The 4,687-nt window shown below is 71.5% G+C and carries 4 protein-coding genes and 1 pseudogene; 3 read left to right on the top strand and 2 right to left on the bottom strand.

All coding sequences use genetic code 11. The annotated features are described in order from the left end of the window. The first annotated feature begins 50 nt into the window (after positions 1–50). The 3 genes from pheA (at position 51) to ACFPZL_RS10180 (ending at position 3,053) form a co-directional block, all read left to right on the top strand. Positions 51–1,010, top strand: a complete 960-nt coding sequence (gene pheA / locus ACFPZL_RS10190) for a prephenate dehydratase (protein ID WP_218115340.1) — start codon at positions 51–53, stop codon at positions 1,008–1,010. Positions 1,011–1,413: 403 nt separating this feature from the next. Further along, complete coding sequence (locus tag ACFPZL_RS10185) at positions 1,414–1,794, top strand: PadR family transcriptional regulator (RefSeq protein WP_218115338.1); 381 nt, start codon at positions 1,414–1,416, stop codon at positions 1,792–1,794. Then, on the top strand, positions 1,791–3,053 hold the full coding sequence (locus ACFPZL_RS10180; protein WP_218115336.1) for a hypothetical protein: 1,263 nt from the start codon (positions 1,791–1,793) through the stop codon (positions 3,051–3,053). The genes ACFPZL_RS10185 and ACFPZL_RS10180 overlap by 4 nt, the downstream gene beginning before the upstream one ends. A gap of 185 nt (positions 3,054–3,238) precedes the next feature. Here the strand turns inward: ACFPZL_RS10180 and ACFPZL_RS10175 are convergent, their stop codons facing one another. Together ACFPZL_RS10175 and ACFPZL_RS10170 are read right to left on the bottom strand one after the other, a co-directional pair. Beyond that, complete coding sequence (locus tag ACFPZL_RS10175) at positions 3,239–4,255, bottom strand: diacylglycerol/lipid kinase family protein (RefSeq protein ID WP_218115334.1); 1,017 nt, start codon at positions 4,253–4,255, stop codon at positions 3,239–3,241. A 52-nt stretch (positions 4,256–4,307) separates the two neighbouring features. Beyond that, a pseudogene (locus ACFPZL_RS10170) lies at positions 4,308–4,687 on the bottom strand (hypothetical protein); the annotation flags it as partial.

Raw genomic sequence — 4,687 nt, 5'->3', positions numbered from 1 at the left:
GCGGCGACGCGGAGGGGCGGCGAGCGGAGCGCGGCGGTACGCTTGTGGACATGTCGAACGCGCCCGCCCCGCCCCGCCGGTACAGCTATCTCGGCCCGGCCGGGACCTTCACCGAGGCCGCACTGCGCCAGGTGCCCGAGGCGGCAGGCCAGGAATGGCGGCCCGTCGCGAACCTGGGCGAGGCGCTGAACGATGTGGTGACCGGCGCGAGCGATGCCGCGATGATCGCGATCGAGAACTCGATCGACGGCGGCGTCTCGGTCGCGCAGGATGCGCTCGCCACGATCCCGGATCTGCGTATCATCGGCGAGTACCTGGTGCCGGTGCGCTTCGTGCTCGTGACTCGGCCGGGGCGCAAGCTCGAGGACGTCGAGGTCGTCGCGGCGCACCCGGTCGCCTACGGGCAGTGCCGCGCCTGGCTCGACGCGAACCTGAGCGGGCATCGGCATCTGCCTGCGACGTCGAACGTGCAGGCCGCGGCGGATCTCTTCGGCGAGGCGGGGATCGACGCCGGCGTCGACGCCGCGATCGCGCCGCCAGGCATCGAGGAGTACTACGACGTCGATGTGCTGGCCGAGGGGATCGCCGAGAATCCCGACGCGGTGACGCGCTTCGTGCTCGTCAGCCGCAACACCCCGGTGGGGCAGCCGACCGGCGCCGACAAGACGTCGCTCATCGTCGAGCTGCCCGAGGATCGCGCCGGTGCGCTGCTCGACCTGCTCGAGCAGTTCGCCACCCGTGGCGTGAACCTGACGCTGCTGGCCTCGCGCCCGATCGGGGACCGCATGGGGCGGTACCGCTTCGTGATCGACGCGGAGGGGCACGTGCGCGACGAGCGGGTCGCCGACGCCCTGCTGGGTGTGAAGCGCTTCAGTCCGAAGGTGGTCTTCCTCGGTTCGTACCCCCGTGCCGATCGGATCGCGGCGACCACGCACGACGTGCACGACGACGAGCGCTTCCGCGACGCCCGCGACTGGCTGCGCGAAGTGATCTCGGGCGCCGGAGCTTAGCGCCCCGACCCGGTCTCCCTAGCCTTCGCGCCCCGGCCCTCGCGCCCCTCCCCTCCCTCCCCGGACTTCGAGTCTCTCTCCTCTCGCGTCCCTCCCCTCTCGCATCCCTCTCCTCTCGCGTCCCTCTCCCTGTCCCTTCCCCCGCCCGCCCCTCAGCAGAAATGCACCGATCAGCAGAATCGCACCTGCGAAACGGGGCCACGGTGTGCGATTCTGCAGATCGGTGCGATCCTGCAGCTCAGTCGGGCTGCAGCCCAGCTCAGTCGGGCTGCGCCTCAGTCGCGCTGCAGCGACAGCGTGCTCCTGCGCCACCACCTGCCGCGCGCCAATCCGGCCAGGCGCCCCGCGACACGCCGCCGCGGATTCTTGACGGCACACTACTGCGTAACGCACACTAGTGTGCATGGAAGCGACACAACTGCTCAAGGGCGTGCTCGACGCCGCGGTGCTCGCCGTCGTGCAACGCGAGGACGGCTACGGCTACGACGTGGTCCGCCGCCTGCGCGAGGCCGGGCTCGAAGAGGTCGGCGACGCCTCGGTTTACGGCACCCTGCGGCGGCTCTACGCGGCGGGCGCGCTCAGCACCTACGTCGTGCCGAGCGACGACGGCCCGCACCGCAAGTACTACAGCGTCACGCCGAGCGGCGAGCAGGTCCTCGAGCAGCAGCGCGAGGACTGGCGGAGCTTCTCGAGCATCATCACCGCGCTCATCACACCCGGAGCCGGTCACGACACCACAGTCGGCGCCCCGCGTCCCGCCGCAGCGAAAGGAGCAGGCGCATGACCGCCTCCGCATCCACCCACACCCACGACGAGCGCGCTACCGCTTTCGCCGCGGCCGTGCGCGAGCGGCTCAGCGACCTGCCCGCAGACGAACTCGACGACCTGCTCGACGGGCTCCAGGCGGACCTGGCCGATCGGCTGGCGGACGGCGGTGAGCTCGGAGATCCGAGCGCCTACGCCGAGGAGCTCCGCCAGGCCGCCGGCCTTCCCGCGCGCGAGGAGGCCGGCGAGAAGCGGCGCCGCAGCATCCGCGGCGCCTTCGCCGAGACGGCGCGGGATCTCACCGCGCGCACCCGCGCCTTCTGGGACGCCACGCCGGCCCGCCGCGGGATCCGCGACTTCGTGCTCACCCTGCGCCCGCTCTGGTGGGTGATCCGCGGCACGGTGATCGCGTGGGTCGGCGTACTGGTGCTCTCCGTCCTCTTCGGCGTGTGGATCAGCTCGGCGTTCGGCGCACTATTCGGCAGCATCCCGGGTGTCCTGCTGCTCGTGTCGTGCGTGGTGGTGAGCGTCCAGTGGGGTCGCGGAGCCTGGTTGCCCCGGAGATGGCTGGTCTGGTTGCGCGGAGCGGTGAGCGTGGTGGCCGTCCTCGCGCTGATCCCGGCGATCGGCATGGCCCGCGACAGATTCGTTTCCGGGCCGGAGGTCTACGCTGAGCCCGCGTACTACGGAGGACTCACGCTCGACGGCATGCAGATCGGCAACATCTTCGCCTACGACTGCACGGGTCAGCCGCTCGACGGGGTGCAGCTCTTCGCCCGCGACGGCACCCCGCTGACGACGCTGGAGGGCGAGCAGCCGCCCTACTTCTTCGACGAGGAGTCGGGGATCGAGTACCGCTACGCGCGCAACCCGCTCGCGGCGCTGCCCAACGGGTGGAGCGGCTGGAACGTGTTCCCGCTGCAGCAGGTCGAGGGCTACGACTACTACGACGATTACAACGGCGAGGAGGCCTATCCGGAGGGGAGCAACCAAGCGGAGCCGGCCCCGCTGCCCTTCACCCGGGTTCCGGCGGTCAGCGAGAACTGCCCGGCCGCCGGCTCCGGCGCGGCCGCGAACGGCGCCGAGGATCCCGATGCGGCCGAGGATCCCGACGCGGCGGAGGATCCGGATGCCGCCGAAAAGACCACCGAGAAGACCGACGAGCATGCGGAGAACCGCGGATCCGGCACGAGCAGCTCGAGCGCCGCTGGAACCGGAACGGCAGGATCCGACGCGACCCGCACCGATACGATCCGAACCGACACCGGGGAGCGGTGACCATGGATGCGCCGCAGCCGCTCAGCGCGCGGACCCATGCGGCCGCGAAGGCGTTGCGGCTCTACAGTCGGTCGCGCCCGCTCACGCTGCTTCCCTGGACCCCCGCGGTGGAGGCGGTGCCGGATGCGCGCGAGGCGAGCGGCTCAGGCTCGGCCCCGTCCGGTGGGTCGGACCTCGCGAACGCTTCAGGCCTGGGGCGGCGCCCACTCGGGAAGCACGCGGATGACCAGTGCGCCGGGATCGACCGAGCCGCTGGCCGCGAGCGCGAGCCCGAAGTCGTCGCCGTCGAGCTGGATCGGTTCGGGGTGCGGCACCGAGAGGGCGTAGCGGGCCGCGCGCAGGTAGGTGACGTTGCGGGTGTCGTGCACGAGGTCGATCATCCGGCGGCCGACCTTCGACTTGCGGAGCACGCCGTTCTCCCAGCCGATCTTGTGCCAGATGCGCAACCAGGAGAAGGGGCCGAGCGGGCGGAGGGCGACGACGTCGAGCAGCCCGTCGTCCAGCTCCGCCTCCGGGATCAGCAGCACCCCGCCGGGAAGCACGCCGCAGTTCCCGATCATCACGGTGTAGACGGTCAGCGACTGTACGGCTGAGCCGTCGACCGAATAGTGGATGCGCAACGGCGCGTCCTTCACCATCGTGCGGAACCCCGCGTCGACATAGGCCAACCAGCCCACGCGTTTCTTGAGCTTCGAGCTCGTCGCCGTGATCGCCCGGGCGTCCAGTCCCATGCCGGCCAGCACCAGGAAGACGTGCTCGTTCTGGGCCTCCTCGTCATCGTCCCCGGGCGGGCGGGTGATGGTGATCACTCCGAGGTCGATCGATCGGTTGCGCCCGAGGAATGCGGCCCGGGCCGCCTCGTCGATGTCGCCGAGCGGCAGGCCGATGTTGCGGGCGAGGAGGTTGCCGGTGCCCTGCGGCACGATCGCGAGCGGTACGCCGCTGCCGCGGAGGGCCTCGGCCACGGCGCGCACCGTCCCGTCGCCTCCCGAGGCGAGGATCACGCTCGCCCCGGCCTCGACCGCGCGTCGGGTGGCGGCGATCCCCGCATCCGCCTCGTCGGTCTCGTACCAGCGCGTCGCCGCCCATCCCGCGCGAGCCTCGTAACGTCGCACCGAGACGCGCAGCCCCTCGAGGTCCGTTTTCATCGGATGGTAGACCACGGCGGCGCGCGGTTGGGGGCTGGCTGGGGTGTCGGCCATGCCTCTACGTTACTCGGAAACCCCTGTGCGGCCGATGCGGCGGTACCCGGGCTCACGTCCCGCAGTAGGTGACGTAGCGGCCGCGGCCGGGATCCGCGGGGCGGGCGAAGCGCGCGAGCTCCGGATCGGTGTCGACTCCGGCCTCGAACGGATGGGCGACTGCCTCGAGCAGCGATGCGAAGGGAGCAAGGTCGCCCGCGCTCGCCGCCTCCAGGGCGTCGTCGATCACTCCGTTGCGCGGGATCCGGAGCGGATTGACGCTATCCATGGCGTCGCCGTCGGGGCGGAGCGCCGTCCACGCGGCGAACCAGGGGCCGAGCCGGTCGGGTTCGGGGAGGCGCGACCCCTCCTCGCCCGGCGACTCCTCGTGGGCGAGCCGTGCGAGGTCGCGGAACGCGAGCGTGTAGTCGACGGCGTGGTCGCGCAGATCCT

Source organism: Leucobacter soli (assembly GCF_042659205.1).
GTDB lineage: Bacteria > Actinomycetota > Actinomycetes > Actinomycetales > Microbacteriaceae > Leucobacter > Leucobacter soli.
Note: the sequence above shows the minus strand (reverse complement) of the source record. Positions and strands in the feature narration are given on the sequence as shown.

Coding starts and splice junctions, on each gene's coding strand:
- pheA (WP_218115340.1), top strand. CDS start 51: ATGTCGAACGCGCCCGCCCCGCCCCGCCGGTACAGCTATCTCGGCCCG.
- ACFPZL_RS10185 (WP_218115338.1), top strand. CDS start 1,414: ATGGAAGCGACACAACTGCTCAAGGGCGTGCTCGACGCCGCGGTGCTC.
- ACFPZL_RS10180 (WP_218115336.1), top strand. CDS start 1,791: ATGACCGCCTCCGCATCCACCCACACCCACGACGAGCGCGCTACCGCT.
- ACFPZL_RS10175 (WP_218115334.1), bottom strand. CDS start 4,255: ATGGCCGACACCCCAGCCAGCCCCCAACCGCGCGCCGCCGTGGTCTAC.